The sequence below is a fragment of the Enterobacter sp. BNK-22 genome (assembly GCF_048684805.1).
GTDB classification, from domain to species: Bacteria; Pseudomonadota; Gammaproteobacteria; order Enterobacterales; family Enterobacteriaceae; genus Enterobacter; species Enterobacter quasiroggenkampii.
In genome coordinates this window covers 1,154,603-1,170,654 of record NZ_JBLQTT010000001.1, presented here as the reverse complement: position 1 = coordinate 1,170,654, position 16,052 = coordinate 1,154,603, and the positions used below count along the sequence as shown (strand labels likewise).

Sequence of the window (16,052 nt, the reverse complement as noted above, 5' to 3'; positions counted from 1 at the left end):
TTAATCCCTACCCTGTTCCGGGACTCAAGGAGTGAGAGAGGAAAAACTTTGATTATTCAAATAATTAGAAGAGCATCCCGTCGCCTGCAACACTGTAACGAGGTGGCTACCAGCATAAGCAATACCTGCCCGACACAGCTGCAACAGCTAAAGACTCAGTTGGCTGAAGAAATGGGCAAACCTGTTGGTCTACACACCATGGGTATTCCGGCGGCAATCAGTACTCTCGGGGTAATTGTCAGCTTCGCGATTCCTCAGCTGTGGTTGGGCTATGGCGTACTCGCCGCACTCGGCCAGCCAGCCGAACGCGTATTCGTGTGGATTGTGCTGATCGCCCTACTGTTCGCTGGCATCAACGGCGTGACGATGTTTATGATTGGCAAAGGCAGCATGCGCGCCGTGCGGTTACATCTTACGCTGGCGGTGATGAGTCTGGTATTAACGGCAGCCTATCTGCTGGCCGCGCTGAGCGGTAGCGCTGCTCCGGGCGTCAGTCTGACCGCTGCGATGGTGAGTACTGTCATGCTGGGGCTTAGCGGCAGCTGTATCCTCTCTACCGCTTTCTATAAGATGCTGCTATTTACTCTGCATAACAGAGCCTGGCGCAAACTGATCAGCAAGGCGCGCTAAGCATTCATCACGTAAAAATCCGCCGCTACCGGCGGGTTTTTTTATGGCTTTTTATGTCTGCGCAACCAAATTAACTTATACGCCGCAGGAATAATAAACAGCGATAGCAGCGGTGCTGTAATCATCCCGCCGATCATGGGGGCCGCTATCCGGCTCATAACTTCTGACCCTGCGCCGGTCCCCCAGAGAATGGGCAGCAGACCCGCGATGATCACCGCGACGGTCATTGCCTTTGGCCGCACGCGCAACACGGCACCATGATAAAGCGCCTCATCAAGCCCTCGTTCAGTGAACGTTTCCTGGCGGGACAACGCCGGATGTTCTTCAACGGCATGACGCAAATACATCAGCATGACCACCCCAAATTCTGCCGCCACCCCGGCCAGGGCGATAAACCCGGTGCCGGTTGCAACTGACATATGAAAACCCTGCCAGTAGAGGAACCATATCCCGCCGACCAGCGCGAACGGCAGGCTCATCAGGATCAGCAACGCTTCATCCACGCGACGGAACGCCAGATAGAGCAGAATGAAAATGATCATCACCGTCATCGGCACCATCAGCTTCAGTTTCTTGTTGGCGTGTTCAAGCAGTTCAAACTGTCCGGAGAATGACACGCTGGTACCCGGCCTCAGCTTCACGTTCTGGCTGATGGCCGTTTTAATGTCGTTCACTACGGACACCATATCCCTGCCGCGGGCATCGATATAAATCCAGCTTGCAGGTCGGGCATTCTCCGTTTTTAGCATCGTGGGGCCGGAAACCACGTTGATATCCGCCACATCACCCAGCGTGATCTGCTGTTTCATCGGCGTCAGGATCGGCATCTGCCTCAACGCGTTCGGGCTGTTCCGGTAGTCCTGAGGATAACGAATATTAATCGGGTAGCGGGCCACGCCTTCCACCGTTTCCCCCACCGTCGCGCCGCCGATGGCCGAGGAGACGAACAGCTGCACGTCGCCCACCGTCATTCCATAGCGGGAGGCTTTCTCCCGGTTGATATCAACATCGATGTAGCGCCCGCCTTCCAGACGTTCAGCGAGGGCAGACACCACGCCTGGCACCGTTTTGGCGACGGCCTCTATGCGCTGCGCCGTGGCGTCGATATCAGCCAGAACGGTACCTGAAACCTTGATACCAATGGGGCTTTTAATCCCGGTTGAAAGCATATCGATGCGGTTGCGGATGGGCGGAACCCAGAGATTCGCCAGGCCAGGCAAACGAACGGTCTTATCGAGCTCGTCAACGATCTTGTCAATCGTCATGCCGGGTCGCCACTGATCCTCAGGCTTAAGCTGAATGGTGGTTTCGACCATTTCGAGCGGCGCGGAATCCGTGGCCGTTTCGGCTTTACCGGTTTTACCGAACACCGACGCTACCTCAGGCACGGTTTTGATGAGTTTGTCCGTAGTCTGCAGGAGCGCCGCCGCTTCTGCCGGAGACACGCCTGGCAATGTCGAGGGCATATACAGCAGATCGCCTTCGTTGATCTTCGGTAAAAACTCGCCACCCACCTGACTCAGGGGCCAGATCACCGTGAAGATGGATAATGCCGCAACCAGCAGGGTTGTTTTAGGCCAGTGGAGCACCCGAATCAGAAGCGGATGATAGGCGTTAATCAACAGTCTGTTCAGCGGGTTACGGGTCTCGGCGGGAATTTTACCCCGGATCCAGAATCCCATCAGAATGGGTATCACGATGATGGCCAGCGCGGCCGCGCCCGCCATGGCGTACGTTTTCGTGAAGGCCAGTGGACCAAACAGCCGCCCTTCCTGACCCTCGAGGGTAAAGATGGGAATGAACGACAAGGTGATGATCAGCAGGCTGATAAACAGGGCTGGCCCCACTTCAACAGAGGCACTGGTGATCACCTGCCACCGGGTGGCGTTGTCAATCTGTTCCCCCGGATGCTGGTGATCCCACTCTTCCAGCCGTTTATGCGCATTTTCAATCATCACGATGGCGGCATCCACCATTGCACCGACGGCAATGGCAATACCTCCGAGCGACATAATATTGGCGTTCAGCCCCTGGAAATGCATGACGATGAAGGCAATACACAGGCCAAGCGGCAGAGAGATAATCGCCACCAGCGCTGAGCGAATGTGCCAGAGGAACAGTGCACAGACGATGGCCACCACGATAAACTCTTCGAGAAGCTTGCCGCTCAGGTTATCAATGGCCCGGTCGATGAGCTGGCTGCGATCGTAGGTGGTCACAATCTCAACGCCTTCCGGCAGGCTGGCCTTCAGCGTCTCCAGCTTATCTTTCACCGCCGTGATGACCTCGCGCGCATTTTTACCCGAACGCAGGATCACCACGCCGCCCGCCACTTCACCCTGCCCGTTCAGCTCGGCAATACCGCGGCGCATTTCCGGCCCTGTTTGTACGCGGGCAACGTCACGCAGAGAGATCGGTACGCCGTTCTCGCCGGTTTTCAGGACAATGTGATTGAAATCATCGATGGTCTGCAGATAGCCGCTGGCCCGAACCATATATTCCGCTTCCGCGATTTCTACGGACGATCCCCCTGCTTCCTGGTTAGACGACTCAAGGGCCTGCTTAACCTCCGGCAGGCTGACGCCATACTGTGCCAGCTTTAACGGGTCAACCTGAATCTGATACTGCTTCACCACGCCGCCGACGGAGGCCACTTCGGCCACGTTCGGGATCGTTTTCAGCTCAAACTTCAGGAACCAGTCCTGCAATGAGCGCAGTTCGGCGAGATCGTGTTTTCCGCTGCGATCCACCAGCGCATATTCAAATATCCAGCCCACGCCGGTGGCATCCGGGCCGATCTCGGAACTCACGCCAGCAGGGAGTTTGCCCTGAACCTGGTTCAGGTACTCCAGCACGCGCGAACGGGCCCAGTACAAATCAGTGCCATCTTCAAAAATGACATAGACATACGAATCACCAAACTGCGAAAAGCCGCGCACGGTCTTCGCGCCGGGAACCGACAGCATGGTGGTGGTGAGTGGATAGGTCACCTGGTTTTCAACAATCTGCGGGGCCTGGCCGGGATAGCTGGTTTTGATAATCACCTGAACGTCAGACAGATCGGGCAAGGCATCAACCGGGGCGTTGATGATGGTCCATGTTCCCCAGACGCTGAGAAACAGCGCCCCCATCATAACCAGGAAACGATTAGCCACTGACCGCCGGATAATCCATTCAATCATCATCGTCTCCTTAATGGCCAGAATGGGCGTCGTCAGGGGTTTCAGCGTGGCGCATGCGCTCCAGCGCACCGGTAATATTGGCCTCCGAGTCAATCAGGAACAGACCGCTGACGACGACTGACTCCCCCTCTTCCAGCCCGCTACCAATGCTGGACTGCTGCTGAGATTCATGCAGAACGTGGATCCTTTTCGGTACAAAATTCCCGTTAGCGTCAACGGTAATAACGCGCTGCTCTTTGCCGGTATCGATAACGGCCTGAGACGGAATCAGCAGCATTTCCTGACTTTGGGTATTCAGCTTCAGGTAGGCATTCATGCCCGGTTTCAGCAGCTCATCCTTGTTGGAGACCTGCAGGCGCACCTGCAGCGTACGGGTGGTTTGATCCACGCTTGGCAGAAGACTCCACTTTTCAACCGGGAAGGATTTATCCGGCCAGGCCGGTACCGAAACAGCAAACTGCGAGGTATCTTTCAGCAGATACGCAATCGATTCTGGGACCGCCGCGCCGATCCAGACCGGATCCATTCCCTGAATTTGCGCCACGACCTTATCTTTCGAAATATTCATCCCGGTGCGCAGGTCAAATGCCGTGATCACCCCGTCGATGGGCGCCCTGATGGTAAACCGGGTCTGGATAGTGCGGGTCGCACGCAGCCGCTGAATATCCTCATCCGGCATACCCGCCAGCCTAAGCCGTTCCAGAACCCCTTTAATCTGCGTGGGCGTTCCACCGGTGCCGGAGAGCAGCAGGAACTCGCTCTGCGCTTCGACCCAGTCAGGAATGGTAATATCAATCAGCGGCGTGCCTTTCTTCACCTTATCGCCGATCGTCAGCGGGTAGACTTTCTCAACGAACCCTTCCGCGCGCGCCTGCACAATGACAAACTGATAGTCGTTATAGCTGACGTTGGCCGGGATCGTCTGGGCATAATTCAGCGTTCCGCGCGTCACTTTTTGCGTTTTTAATCCTAAATTCTGGACCTGCGTCGGATCGATACGGATACCGCCACCGCTTTTATCGTCATTTTCGTCCGCATATTTCGGGACCAGATCCATATCCATAAACGGTGATTTACCGGGCTTGTCGAATTTCACGTCAGGCTTCATCGGGTCATACCAGAAAAGGACCTTTCTTTCCGCAACGCTATTTGCTGTTTTTTCAGATGAATAGAGTGTCTGCCATGCCGTCACGGATATCAGCCCTCCGGCAATAAGGCTGCTGACTATCATGGCAGCGTATTTTATTTTTAATGAGGCCATGCCGTTTCTCGCTATTTAATGCTCTTTAGTAAAGAGATATTGCCCTGCTGAACAAATGAAAAATCAACGTGACTGCCGACCTTTAAGGCGTTGATGCTCTCATCGGCCTCAATAAAGGTGAAACGCATGGTCATCGAGGGCCAGCCAATCGCCGGGATGGCCTCATGAGAAATCGTGACTTTTTTATTCGTGAGATCAATGTCTTTCACGATACCGGTCCCGGTAATAACCTGCTCTGCGGCCCCTTCACGGGCGGCGCTCATCGCCTCGTGCTGATGAACCTCAGCCTGAAGGCCGGCAGAAAACGTCACAACGATCGCACCGAATACCACGGCTTTAAGTGAATTACGCATTTTTAGTTTCCTCTTTAAGTACAGTTATTCGACCCAACCGCCGCCCAGGGCGGTGAAGAGCGTTATTTCATTAACCTGTCGGGCATAAATAAGGTCGAGAAGGGTCTGGCGGGTGGAGAAAAGAGAACGTTCCGCGTCCAGCACGTTGATATAACTGACCGCACCACTGGCATATAATCCTCTGGCACGCTGGAGTGTGATCTGGAGCGAATCAAGATAACGACGCTGAGCGTCAATTTGCTGGTTAATACTGTCCCGCAGCGCGAGCGCATCGGCGACCTGTTTGAAGGCGGCCTGTATTTTTTGTTCGTAATTCACAACCGACTGCTGCTGACGAATTTCAGCCAGTTTCAGGTTGGCCTTATTCCTGCCCGCATTAAAAATGGGAATATCGATTTTAGGGATAAAATTCCACATCCCACTGCCCGCGGTGAACAGGCTGGATAATTCCGTGCTGCCTGTGGAAAGCCCGCTGGTCAGGGAAATCGACGGGAAAAAAGCGGCACGCGCGGCGCCGATATTCGCATCGGCCGCGTTAAGCTGATACTCCGCCTCCATAATATCCGGGCGCTGCAGCAGTATCTCTGAGGAAAGATGAGGCGGGAGTTTTACCGGCGCAATATCGCTGGCGTTCATTCCACTGTCGCCCGGCAGCGCATGGTACGTGCCGAGAAGCAACTGCAGGGCATGATTGGCCTGCGCCAGCTCCCCCTCACGTTTGGCAATCTCTGCCTGCGTGCTTTCGATCTGTCCCCGGGCCTGCTCCAGCGCGAGTACGTTAGTGCTGCCCGTCACCAGCTGTTGCTCAACGAACGCATAAGACTGCCGGTAATTTTCCAGCGTTTCCCGCGCGATACGCAGCTGTTTATACGCAAGCTGCTGGTTGAAATAGCTCTGCGACACGTTAGAGACGAGCAGGATATGTACCGCGCGACGGGCCTCTTCCTGGGCATAATAGTTTTGTCGATCAGCCTCACTCATGTTCTTCAGCTTGCCGAAAAAGTCGAGTTCGTAACTGAGCGCAAGACCCGCGTCGTACTGCTGCGAAGTCGGTTTGTCACTTTTCAGTCCCCCGCTGTACGTGATACCCGCGGATCCATTCAGCTGTGGATAACGGTCCGCCTCCGTCACGTTGAACTGCGCCCGCGCCTCTTCAACCTTCAGTACGGCCATTTTTATATCGCGATTATTGTTCAGGGCTTCCGTAATCAACCCGGCTACCTGCGGATCGACAAAAAAGGTGCGCCAGCCGGTGTCCTGATACCCCGCCACCGCGGGCGTCAGGCCGTTACGCGAAAGCGAAAACTGCTGGGGGACCGGTGACGCCGGGCGCTGATAGTCGGGGGCCAGCGAGACGCAGCCTGCCAGGATAAATACCGTACTGATGCTAAGTCGTTTTATCAGGAACATAACGGTTCAAATGAAGTCCAGAGTATTTTTAGGGCTACTCTACTGAACGCTTCCTGTTTGACGGGTGACGGGATAATGACAATGTTGTCATTTTTAACGTAAGTCATTGTGAACGGTGGCGGGCGCCATAGAATGTCATCAGCAGCCAGTCAGGGGAGCAAGATGAAAATACTGATCGTTGAAGACGAAATGAAAACCGGTGAGTACCTCAGCAAGGGACTCACTGAAGCAGGGTTTGTCGTGGACCACGCTGATAATGGCCTGAACGGTTACCATCTCGCCATGACCGCTGAATACGATCTGCTGATTCTCGACATCATGCTGCCCGATGTGAACGGCTGGGATATTGTCCGCATGCTCCGCTCTGCCGGAAAAGGGATGCCCATACTGCTTCTGACGGCTCTCGGTACGATTGAACATCGTGTTAAAGGGCTTGAGCTGGGCGCAGATGATTATCTGATCAAGCCGTTCGCCTTTGCCGAGCTGCTCGCCCGGGTAAGGACGCTGTTAAGACGCGGAAATACGGTGATCGCAGAAAGCCAGCTTCAGGCAGCAGACCTGACGGTTGACCTCGTGTCGAGAAAAGTCAGCCGGACAGGAAGTCGGATTGTGCTCACCAGCAAGGAGTTCAGCCTGCTGGAGTTTTTCATGCGCCATCAGGGGGAAGTGCTGCCCCGCTCCCTGATTGCCTCCCAGGTATGGGACATGAACTTTGACAGCGACACGAACGCGATTGATGTGGCGGTAAAGCGGCTGCGCGCAAAGATCGATAATGACTTTGAACCGAAGCTGATCCAGACGGTGCGCGGCGTGGGCTATATGCTGGAGGTGCCGGATGCGCGTTAAGCCCCTCCGACGCCCGTTCTCTCTTGCGCTGCGACTGACCTTTTTTATCAGCCTCTCCACCATACTGGCCTTCTTCGCCTTTACCTGGTTCATGCTGCACTCCGTTGAGAAGCACTTTGCCGAGCAGGATATCAGCGACCTTCAGCAGATCAGCACCGCGATGCACCGCATTCTGCACTCACCGGCAGATCCCGACCAAAAGAAAATCAGTAAGATCAAAGAGTCGATCGCCAGTTACCGCAACGTGGCCGTCCTGCTTCTGGATCCGCAGGGCAATACCCTGTTCAGCTCGACGCAAGGGGCGGCATTGCGCCCGGCAATGAAGACAGCGGACTTTAGCGAACACCGTCGTGCACAGGATGTGTTTCTCTGGACGGTAGAAGACCCGGCCAACCCGATGTATGCCGGGTCCGACATGAAAATGGAAACGTACCGGATTATCGCCTCCTCAGGCACGGCGACGCTGCAGGGCAAAACCCAGGACTACGTCATGCTGATCGGGCTCTCCATTAATTTTCATCTCCACTATCTTGAGGCGCTGAAAAAAAACCTTCTGGCGATTGCCGCGGTTATCAGCCTGCTGATTATTCTTGTCATCCGCATCGCAGTGCGTCAGGGACATTTGCCCCTGCGTAACGTCAGCAACGCCATTAAAAACATCACCTCCGAAAACCTGGATGCACGACTGGAGCCGTCCCGCGTCCCCGTTGAGCTGGAACAGCTGGTCATCTCCTTTAACCAGATGATCGAGAAGATAGAAGATGTCTTTACCCGTCAGGCTAACTTTTCCGCCGATATCGCGCACGAAATCAGAACCCCTATCACCAACCTGGTGACGCAAACCGAAATCGCGCTGAGTCAGAACCGTTCTCCGAAGGAGCTGGAGGATGTGTTGTACTCCAGCCTTGAAGAGTACAACCGGATGACCCGCATGGTCAGCGACATGCTGTTCCTTGCACAGGCCGATAATAATCAGCTCATCCCGGATCGGGTGATGTTTGATTTAAGCGCCGAGGTCATGAAGGTGTTTGATTTCTTCGAAGCCTGGGCGGAAGAACGCCACATCGCGCTGACATTCAATGGGATGCCCTGCCTGATAGAAGGCGATCCGCAGATGTTCAGAAGGGCAATCAATAATCTGTTATCTAACGCCCTGCGCTATACGCCAGCGGGCAAAACGGTGACGGTCTCACTGCGAAAACAGGATAATGACGTTGAGCTGGTGACAGAAAACCCCGGTACGCCGATCCCGCCGGCGCATTTGCCGAAGCTGTTTGACCGTTTTTATCGCGTCGATCCGTCCAGGCAGCGTAAAGGCGAAGGCAGCGGCATTGGGCTTGCCATCGTGAAGTCCATCGTCACGGCACACCACGGAAAAGTCCGCGTGGAATCGGATGCGGTGTCGACGCGCTTCATCCTCACCGTGCCGGGGAAAGTGCTCTGAGCGTCAGCAAACCGCGCGGCACACTTCAAGGACCTTTTCCCTGAGCCAGCGATGCGCCGGGTCCCGTTCCATGCGCGGATGCCACATCTGGGATACCGTAATAGTGCGGGTCTTAAAGGGCAGTTCAAAAACGTGCACGCGCTCGGTCATCGCCTGATTGAGCAGGTATAACGCCGGCACCATGGCAATCAGATCGGAGGCCAGCGCCACGGATAACGCCGTCGGAAAACCGGGCACCACGCTGGCGACCTTGCGCTTCATCCCGCGCTCCGCCAGCGCCTCATCAACAAACCCGTGCAGCGATCCGTCCGGCGAGGCCACCACATGCCCCCAGGCGACATAGTCACTCAGGCTGACCTCCGGCTGCTCTGACAGCGGATGCCCCTTGCGCACCGTGCCAACAAACCGATCCTGGAAAAGCCTTTGCAGCCGTATTTCAGGCCCCATGTTGCCCTGCACGCCGATCTCCAGATCGACAAGTCCTTCACGCAAGTAGCGCGACGTTTTTTCCGGTTTCGGTGAGAAGCGGATGCACACCCCGGGCGCAACGCTCGCCACCGCAGCAATAAGCAGAGGCCCAAACGCCACCACAAAACCGTCATTGGCCCGGATGGTGAACAGCCGTTCGAGGTTTTCCACCTTCAGCGCGTCGGTGGAGGGCTGCAGCACCGCCCTCGCCTCGTGCACGGCGCTTCTGGCGCGGTCCCGGGTGGCTTCGGCCCAGGGCGTCAGCACCATGTGACGACCGGCCCGTACCAGGATCGGATCGCCGGTCACCTCCCGCAGCCGGCTCAGGGTGCGGCTCATGGCGGAGGTGCTCAGGTTCAAACGTCGCGCCGCGCCCGCCACGCTGGCTTCTGCCAGCAAAACGTCGAGCGCAACCAGAAGGTTAAAATCAGGATCGGACACGATGGCTCCTCAGATATGGCGTTACGTGCAATGATTAAGTGCAAATGCTGCGTCTTCCGCCCTGTATACCGCATGATTATAGTTTCGTCATCACGATTCTTATTCGGAGTAACGACGATGACGCTCTTTTCAAACCAGCCCGGCGATGAAGGTTTACCCGGACATGAACGTGCCAGGGTGATGGCCGCCGTTATGACCACCACGCTGATGGGCGTTTTTGACGGTACCATGATCAACATCGCGCTCCCCTCCATGGCAAGCGCGATGCAGGTCCCCGCGAACGTTGCGGTCTGGTTCGCCAACGGTTATCTGCTGTCAGCGGCGATGACGTTGGCCATCTTCGCGGCGCTGGCGGCCCGCGTGGGCTATCGCCCAATCTTTCTGGCCGGGCTTGCCACCTTTACGCTCACCTCGCTGGGCTGCGCGCTGGCAACAACGCCGGAAATGTTAACCGGGATGCGAATTCTGCAGGGCATCGGCGGCGCGGCGACCCTGAGCATTGCCCCGGCGATCCTGCGGTCCGTTTTTCCGGGGCGACTGCTGGGCCGTATCCTGGGACTGCACGCCCTGCTTATCGCCTCCAGCACGGCGATAGCCCCGGTACTCGGCGGAACAATACTGGACGCCCTGAGCTGGCAATGGCTGTTCACCATTAACCTTATTCCGGGCAGCATCGCCCTGCTGCTGGCATGGCGGGCCTTGCCGCGGGAATCGGCCGTTGACCGCACTCCCTTTGACGCGCCGGGCGCCGTGCTCTCCGCCGTCCTGTTAGGTTCGGCGATCATGATGGCCGACAGCCTTCAGCACGTGACGCAACACATTAACCGGCAGGCCGTCTTCTGGGGCGTTCTCGCGCTGGTCAGCGCCTTCGCCTTTACCTGGCGTATCCGGCGCGCGCAACATCCTTTACTGCCGCCGGTGATGTTCAAAAACGGGCGTTTCACCCTCGCCGCGCTGACCTCGCTGGCCTCGTTTGTGAGCCAGGGGATCACGTTTGTCGCGCTGCCGTTCCTGTTTCAGAGCGTGTATGGCTACAGCCCGGTGGTGTCGGCGCTGCTGTTTACCCCGTGGCCGATTGGCATCGTGCTGATCGCGCCGCACGCGGGTCGCTGGGCGGATACGATCTCCGCGCCGCTGATCTCGACCCTCGGGCTGATCGTCTTTGTCGGTGGGTTGGTCCTGCTGGCCACGTTGCCGGAGAATCCTTCCGTGTGGAATATCTGCCTGCGCAGCCTGGTATGCGGTATTGGATTTGGCTGCTTCCAGAGCCCCAATAACCGGGAAATGCTCGCTAACGTCGCGCGGGAATATGCCAGCTATGCTTCCGGCGTGTTGTCGATTGTGAGGACATTCGGCCAGTGTCTCGGCGCCGCCGTGGTGGGGGTTCTGCTGGGAGCAGCGGCAGGATGGGACCATCAACATGCTATTCAGGTTGCACTGTGGCTAGCCGTTATCGCCTCGACGGGTTCGGTGGTATTTAGCCTGAGCAGGCTGCGCCCTGCGGTTCGGGCATCCGCGTAAATTGTTGCAGCGCCTCTCGGCGCTGCTCGTTTTTACGCCTACGCTGCAGGGCGTTCGTTCCACGCATCAGTGAACTGAATATTTCCGTCCAGAATTTTCCATGTGATTTTTGCATATCGCAAAGATACATTTTCCATGTGACCAGTACCGGGACAATCTCTTGTATCATGCATTATTGGAGTTATTGAAATGACCTTCACCCCTTCCATAAGGATATTGAAGTATTCCACTTCCTGACCAGCATCATTGATGTGGTAGAACTTTAATTCAGCACTATGAAGCGTTTGACCTGTAGCCACAGCTTTGTATAGATAGGGTGAAGATGAATCAATTGCTTTTGTTAGACTGAAAGCAGAGTGTTGCCTTGTACCTGTGAGTTTACCCGTTGCATCATCTGTTGGAATGCTCAGGTTATGAATCAGATCTCTGAGCTCTATACTTCCTTCACGGTCTGCAACATCAGAACCGCCACGGATCATTGCTCCGCCATCATCTTTCAAAAAGAGGTGTACTGGTACAGCCATTTCTATAACTCCTTATGTTACTTAATCTCTTATTCCATTGGCTATGAGGTTAATTACAGGCATGATCGCTACACCATCTGCATAGAACAGATCAGAATTAGTGAATGAATAAACCTTGCCGGTGATTTTTACATTTACCGTGTTCCCATAAGCTGAAGCAGTAACATTGCTTGTATTGGCTTCAAGGAATGGTGATCGATCTTCAAGGGCTTTCATAATGTTCCCGCTGTTGTCTTTATCTAAATAGAAGCGGTAAACATCCGACACCGTAGCGCCTCCATCATCATACTTAGTTATGTACAATGTGACGGAATCAGAGAGTTTCTGTTTGCTGACAAAACTATCGTGAGAAGGTGCGTTAAAATAGTATTGATATGTCAGAAACCCACAAACAACGAGCAATAGAATCGTTGTGAGTAAGCATTGAAGCCGTTTAATAACCGTATTTCTTTGCATATTCTATACCTTGCCTTATCCAAAACTGATCGTGAGGATCATCCCCATAAGGCGGTTTTTGATACCAGTGCCCCCATTTCTTTTTGGAGGTTTTAGCTCTTTCCTGCGCCCATCCAGCACCCATCAATAGCGTTTCTGATGGTATCCCGGCAGCATAGCCAGCCGAACCATAATTGAAGTTCCCAAAATTTGCTAACTCCGGGTGTCCTTGCTTGTAATCCCACGGCCCCTTATTTCTTACTTTTTGATAAAACCAAAGATAGGTCGTAGGGATAGCCATGTTTCTACTCATACCATGCGCTCTTGCAATCCTCATGTTTGCCAACACAAGTGCGATTCCTTCTTTAGGCAACAAAGGTATAACAGCCATATTAACCATCAATCCACTGTGGGTATTGGGTATGTGGCCGCGTATCGTACACTTTTGCGATGGTAAAAAAGATATCTGTTTCCAGAGAAATGACGGAAAAATATCCGACTAAGGTATTAATCGCATTAAAAATCAAAGAAATGTAGGCTGCGCCCGGCAAGGCCTACAGGCAAGCGTTGCACAATGTAGGCCGGGTAAGCGCAGCGCCACCCGGCAAGAAAGACGGCGCGTTTGTTTACTCCAGCGCCAGCAGCGCAAAGCTCGCCAGCCAGTGCCCGCCGCTATAGTGGCTGCCGACCACATGCCCGACACTTGCGGCAAGATGTTTCGTCACCGCCTCGCGCAATGCCGGTTGCGCCGGGTGGCTGGCAGGAAGCACTTTCGCAATGTGCTTCATACACCACGCACGGCTGAGGTTTAACCCGTCCAGATGGGCAATTTTCGGGTCGGTACGATCGCTCACTTCCGCCGGGTTCATCAGTGCCGTAACGGCGCCCACCTCCGGCAGAAACGCGTCAAACCAGGCCGGGAAGTCTTCAGCCACCTTGCTCATCAGCAGCGCCTCCGTCAGCGCGCCGGAAATATACTCGTCTCCGCCGGGCTCATAATGAGCCGGATAGCGCGTGTCGGCGAGATAAAACCGCTCCGCCGCTGCCACAATCGCCTGTTCAAGCGCCTTGTCTCCGACTGCGCGACCGTAATCGAGCGCCAGCGCGAGGGCAAACGCGGTGTTGTAGTGCGTCCCGACGCGGATCGGATAGGTGAGCTTACCGAGGTAATCCACCAGCCGGTTGCGAATATCCTGGGTGAGCGGCGCCAGCGTCTGGTACCAGCCTGCGGCCTGCGGCAGCGACGACTGTTTCAGCTCCTGGGCCAGCGCCAGCAGCCAGCCGTAGCCATACGGTCGCTCAAACGAGGCGCGGAACGGCGCGGTAAAATAGGCCAACTCCTTCGCCACGTTCTCTTCGGTCATGTGCTCGTCAAAAAGCGCGACGATCGCGTCCCGAGACGGTAATTCTGGATAGAGGCGCACGCAGCGCAGCAGCAGCCAGTAACCGTGCACCGCCGAGTGCCAGTCAAAACAGCCGTAGAAAATCGGGTGCAGTTCACGCGGCGGCAGAACGTCACCATCATCATTAAGCAGGTGCATGATGTGGTTCGGGTATTCCTGGCGCAAATAGGTCAAAGGCATGCGGGCAAACGCGTCGGCCTGATGTTGCGTTAATTCCATGACAGCTCCTTAGCGAAACACGAGGAAATACATTAAGAACACGTTCACCACCAGCAGGGTTAACGCGGTCGGGATCTGGATCTTGATCACCTGATATTTGTCTTTCAGCTCCAGCAGCGCGGCGGGAACGATATTGAAGTTCGCGGCCATCGGCGTCATCAGAGTGCCGCAGTAGCCTGCATACATGCCAATCGCCAGCAGCGGCGCAGGATTGCCGTGATGCACGTTGATCAGAAACGGCAAGGCGATACCGGCACTTAACACCGGGAAGGCCGCAAAGGCATTACCCATAATCATGGTAAACAGCGCCATACCCACGCAGTAAATCACCACCAGCATAAAGCGGCTATCCGGGTTCACAAACAGGCTCACCACCTTCTGTACCGAGTCGCCCGTGTTGGCCACCACGAACACGCCGCCGAGCATGGCCAGCATCTGCGGCAGGATCACCGCCCAGCCGATGGTATCGACAAGACGACGGGACTGACGAACGGCATGCAGCGGTGTGCCTTTGGTCAGCCACCAGCCGGTGAGGATCGCCGCGACGCAGGCCACGCACAGCGCTGCCAGGGTGAGCTGCTTCTGATCGAGCAGAAACACGTCGCCGATCGAAACGCCCTTCAGGAATAACGTGCCCAGCACCGTCACCACTGGGATCATCAGCGCGGGCAGGAACAGCCAGTTTTTAAGCCGGTTTGACGACGTGACGCGCTCCTCCTCGGTGGACATTTTATAGTGCCCTTTCCCGACGAGGCCAAACCCCGCCAGCAGCGCGATAACGATAACGCCGCCGCCGATAATCCGGTACGCCAGCGATTTGCCGAGTTCCTGAACCATCAGATCGCCAAACAGGAAGATCCCGCCAAACAAGAACCAGAACAGCGCGGTGGTAAAGCGCTTCGGATTGGCGCGATCGCGCAGGGTCATCACAACCAGCAGCATCACGACAAAGCCAATCAGGTAGTACACGCGGTTAATGGTGATAAGCGTCATCATTGCGTGGCCTCCTGCGTACCCTGCTCTGCACGCCAGGCCATCACGTCGCGACGGATACTTGCATCGAGGCGCAGCAGGCGCGTCATATGAATAATCAATGCCGCAATCGCGGTGGGAATGGCCCACAGGCCGATATGCAGCGGTTCAATGCCCTGAATACCATTCTCTTTCAGGAACGCGTCGATCAGCAGCACCGCCCCAAAGGCAATAAAGATATCTTCCCCAAAGAAAACCGCGATGTTGTCGCACGCGGCGGCATGGGCTTTGATTTTGTCGCGAATGTGCTGCGGCAGCTCGCCATATTCGTTCAGCGCCGCCCCTTCGGCCATCGGCGCCAGCAGCGGGCGCACCGTCTGCGCGTGACCGCCCAGCGACATCAGGCCCAGCGCGGCGGTACCTTCACGGGCGACAAAATAGAGCATCAGAATACGCGCTGAGGTGGCGCTGGCGATCTTCGCCACCCAGGCCTGGGCGCGCTCTTTTAGCCCGTAATATTCCAGCAGACCAATCACCGGCAGGATCAGGATGAAAGTGGCCAGCGATCGGCTATTGACGAACTTCTCGCCAAAGGTCTCCAGCAGCATGCCGAAATCCATCCCGACCAGCAGACCCGTCGCCAGCCCCGCCACCACGACCACCAGCAGCGGGTTGAAGCGCAGTGCAAAACCAATAACCACGATCGGTATCCCGATCAGCGGCAACAGCGTAGTACCGTCCATAACGTTTACCCTATCGAAAGTGAGCGTTGCGCGCCGACGGCTATTTTTTTAATTTGCGGCGAGCGATGTTGTGTTTTGTTGGCAGGCTTCGCAAAACCTGCGCTAAAAAGCTATATCTGAACCTCAAAAACATGTAAACAAATTATCAATAAAATGTTCTTATTTTATCGATGAGTTTACATTTCTGGCTAAGGAACGTT

15 protein-coding genes are annotated in these 16,052 nt (G+C 55.5%); 4 read left to right on the top strand and 11 right to left on the bottom strand.

Features of this window, described 5'->3' with window-relative positions; all coding sequences use genetic code 11:
- Positions 1–102 precede the first annotated feature (102 nt).
- Entirely contained in the window at positions 103–630 is a 528-nt protein-coding gene (locus ACMGGE_RS05350) for a hypothetical protein (RefSeq protein WP_414455197.1), read from the top strand.
- Between the two features lie 41 nt (positions 631–671).
- Here ACMGGE_RS05350 and silA read toward each other — a convergent pair whose 3' ends face one another.
- From silA to ACMGGE_RS05330, 4 genes are read right to left on the bottom strand one after another with little or no spacing between them, the layout of a single operon-like run.
- The gene (silA, locus tag ACMGGE_RS05345) at positions 672–3,812 is read right to left on the bottom strand and encodes a Cu(+)/Ag(+) efflux RND transporter permease subunit SilA (protein ID WP_420293478.1); all 3,141 of its coding nucleotides are present in this window, start codon (positions 3,810–3,812) and stop codon (positions 672–674) included.
- A 10-nt stretch (positions 3,813–3,822) separates the two neighbouring features.
- Positions 3,823–5,073 carry an efflux RND transporter periplasmic adaptor subunit gene (locus ACMGGE_RS05340; protein WP_414455199.1) on the bottom strand — a complete coding sequence of 417 codons (1,251 nt, stop codon included), beginning with the start codon at positions 5,071–5,073 and terminating at the stop codon, positions 3,823–3,825.
- 11 nt (positions 5,074–5,084) lie between these two features.
- Positions 5,085–5,426, bottom strand: a complete 342-nt coding sequence (gene cusF, locus ACMGGE_RS05335) for a cation efflux system protein CusF (protein ID WP_420293477.1) — start codon at positions 5,424–5,426, stop codon at positions 5,085–5,087.
- A gap of 24 nt (positions 5,427–5,450) precedes the next feature.
- Positions 5,451–6,836, bottom strand: coding sequence for an efflux transporter outer membrane subunit (locus ACMGGE_RS05330; protein ID WP_420293476.1), 1,386 nt, complete (start codon positions 6,834–6,836; stop codon positions 5,451–5,453).
- 162 nt (positions 6,837–6,998) lie between these two features.
- Here ACMGGE_RS05330 and ACMGGE_RS05325 point away from each other — a divergent pair, with 162 nt between their 5' ends.
- Both ACMGGE_RS05325 and ACMGGE_RS05320 read left to right on the top strand, forming a co-directional pair.
- Positions 6,999–7,682 (top strand): copper/silver response regulator transcription factor, encoded by a 684-nt coding sequence (locus ACMGGE_RS05325; RefSeq protein WP_420293475.1) that lies wholly within the window; start codon positions 6,999–7,001, stop codon positions 7,680–7,682.
- On the top strand, positions 7,672–9,126 hold the full coding sequence (locus ACMGGE_RS05320; RefSeq protein ID WP_420293474.1) for a Cu(+)/Ag(+) sensor histidine kinase: 1,455 nt from the start codon (positions 7,672–7,674) through the stop codon (positions 9,124–9,126). The genes ACMGGE_RS05325 and ACMGGE_RS05320 overlap by 11 nt, the downstream gene beginning before the upstream one ends.
- Positions 9,127–9,129: 3 nt before the next feature.
- On the opposite strand, the gene ACMGGE_RS05315 is transcribed toward ACMGGE_RS05320, so the two are convergent.
- Positions 9,130–10,035, bottom strand: coding sequence for a LysR family transcriptional regulator (locus tag ACMGGE_RS05315; RefSeq protein WP_048223255.1), 906 nt, complete (start codon positions 10,033–10,035; stop codon positions 9,130–9,132).
- A gap of 117 nt (positions 10,036–10,152) precedes the next feature.
- On the opposite strand from ACMGGE_RS05315, the gene ACMGGE_RS05310 reads away from it, so the two are divergent.
- A complete protein-coding gene (locus ACMGGE_RS05310; protein WP_420293473.1) occupies positions 10,153–11,556 on the top strand; it encodes an MFS transporter in 1,404 nt (467 codons plus the stop codon).
- A 38-nt stretch (positions 11,557–11,594) separates the two neighbouring features.
- Here the strand turns inward: ACMGGE_RS05310 and ACMGGE_RS05305 are convergent, their stop codons facing one another.
- The 6 genes from ACMGGE_RS05305 to ACMGGE_RS05280 all read right to left on the bottom strand — a co-directional run bounded on the left by ACMGGE_RS05305 (position 11,595) and on the right by ACMGGE_RS05280 (position 15,852).
- A complete protein-coding gene (locus ACMGGE_RS05305) occupies positions 11,595–12,080 on the bottom strand; it encodes an Hcp family type VI secretion system effector (protein ID WP_420293472.1) in 486 nt (161 codons plus the stop codon).
- Between the two features lie 21 nt (positions 12,081–12,101).
- Positions 12,102–12,536 carry a hypothetical protein gene (locus tag ACMGGE_RS05300; protein WP_420293471.1) on the bottom strand — a complete coding sequence of 145 codons (435 nt, stop codon included), beginning with the start codon at positions 12,534–12,536 and terminating at the stop codon, positions 12,102–12,104.
- The gene (locus ACMGGE_RS05295) at positions 12,514–12,906 is read right to left on the bottom strand and encodes a polymorphic toxin type 44 domain-containing protein (protein WP_032623152.1); all 393 of its coding nucleotides are present in this window, start codon (positions 12,904–12,906) and stop codon (positions 12,514–12,516) included. The genes ACMGGE_RS05300 and ACMGGE_RS05295 overlap by 23 nt, the downstream gene beginning before the upstream one ends.
- 235 nt (positions 12,907–13,141) lie before the next feature.
- Positions 13,142–14,137: a DUF2891 domain-containing protein gene (locus tag ACMGGE_RS05290; RefSeq protein ID WP_420293470.1), complete on the bottom strand. Its 996-nt coding sequence runs from the start codon at positions 14,135–14,137 to the stop codon at positions 13,142–13,144.
- Positions 14,138–14,146: 9 nt separating this feature from the next.
- Entirely contained in the window at positions 14,147–15,133 is a 987-nt protein-coding gene (locus ACMGGE_RS05285) for a DUF979 domain-containing protein (RefSeq protein WP_420293469.1), read from the bottom strand.
- Complete coding sequence (locus tag ACMGGE_RS05280; protein ID WP_061715107.1) at positions 15,130–15,852, bottom strand: DUF969 domain-containing protein; 723 nt, start codon at positions 15,850–15,852, stop codon at positions 15,130–15,132. The genes ACMGGE_RS05285 and ACMGGE_RS05280 overlap by 4 nt, the downstream gene beginning before the upstream one ends.
- Positions 15,853–16,052 lie beyond the last annotated feature (200 nt).